We start from the raw sequence: 1,339 nt of genomic DNA on the forward strand, positions 1-1,339 counted from the left end.
TCCGGAGCGCAACCCGCTGCGCCTGACCATCTTCCTTTTTCCGGCGCCCGGAGCCTTTCATGCCCCTTTCCCGCACCCAAGCCACCTTTGTCTCGCCCATCGTCGAATCGCGCCGCTGGGTGGCCGGAGTAGAATTTCCGCCAGAGCGCCCGCTGCTGAACGTCAGCCAGGCCGCGCCGGCAGAGGCACCGCCCCAAGGTCTGCGCCAGGCACTTGCGGATGCTGCCCTGAACGATGCCGAGGCGCATCTCTACGGACCCGTCCTCGGCAGTGACCCGCTACGGCAGGCGCTGGCCATTCAGATCTCCGGTCATTACCGGGGTGATGTGCAAGCGGAACAGATTGGCATTACCTCCGGCTGCAATCAGGCCTTTGCAGCTGCGATTGCTGCGCTGTGCGGCGAGGGCGACGAGGTGATCATACCCGTCCCGTGGTATTTCAATCACAAGATGTGGCTGGACATGGCCGGCGTCACCGCCGCGCCGCTGCCGGTTGGCGACGGCATGCTGCCGGACCTGGCCGCTGCTGAGGCGCTGATCACCCCCCGCACCCGTGCCATCGTGCTGGTCACCCCGAACAATCCCTGCGGTGTGGAGTACCCTTCCGAGCTGGTGCAGGCCTTCTTTGATCTGGCCCGCAACCGCGGCCTGGCGCTGATCGTGGACGAAACCTACCGCGACTTCGACAGCCGCGAAGGTGCTCCGCACGGGCTGTTCCAGATACCGGATTGGGACAGCACCCTGATCCACCTCTATTCTTTCTCCAAGGCCTACCGGCTGACCGGCCACCGGGTCGGCGCTGTTGCAGCTTCGCCGGACAAGATGTTCGAAATGGAGAAGTTTCTGGACACAGTGACTATCTGCCCTTCGCAGCTGGGCCAGACCGGCGCCCTTTGGGGAATTGAAAACCTGCAGGGCTGGCTGGCCGGCGAACGGCAGGAAATTCTCGACCGCCGCGCGGCAATTGAAGACGGGTTTCCGGTGCTGGCGGAGAAAGGCTGGAAGCTGCTCGGATGCGGCGCCTACTTTGCCTATGTTGAACACCCGTTCGGCCTGCCGTCGGAGGAGATCGCCAAACGGCTGGTGGCGGAGGCTTCCGTCCTGATGCTGCCGGGCTCCATGTTCATGCCCGCAGACGATCCCGTCGGCGCACGCCAGTTCCGCATTGCCTTTGCCAATGTGGACCGGACAGGCATCCGGACGCTGTTTGACCGGCTGGCGGCCTTTAATCCCTGATCACGCAGCAGTTTGATCCGCAACCATCTTGCCCCTCTGCGGGCAGCCGCGTATTCAGTCAGCGGCATTTCCCGCCGCAAGGCGACCCCTTGCACGGCAGAACA

General features: G+C 64.0%; 1 protein-coding gene. It reads left to right on the forward strand.

Translation table 11 applies throughout. The features are described from left to right. The first annotated feature begins 59 nt into the window (after window positions 1–59). Window positions 60–1,235 carry an aminotransferase gene (locus tag A2I95_RS38570; protein ID WP_291737673.1) on the forward strand — a complete coding sequence of 392 codons (1,176 nt, stop codon included), beginning with the start codon at window positions 60–62 and terminating at the stop codon, window positions 1,233–1,235. The last annotated feature ends 104 nt before the right edge of the window (window positions 1,236–1,339 follow it).

The organism is Leisingera sp. F5, from assembly GCF_001593695.1.

Excerpts from the sequence above, each read along its gene's own strand:
- A2I95_RS38570 (WP_291737673.1), top strand. The coding sequence starts at position 60 with ATGCCCCTTTCCCGCACCCAAGCCACCTTTGTCTCGCCCATCGTCGAA.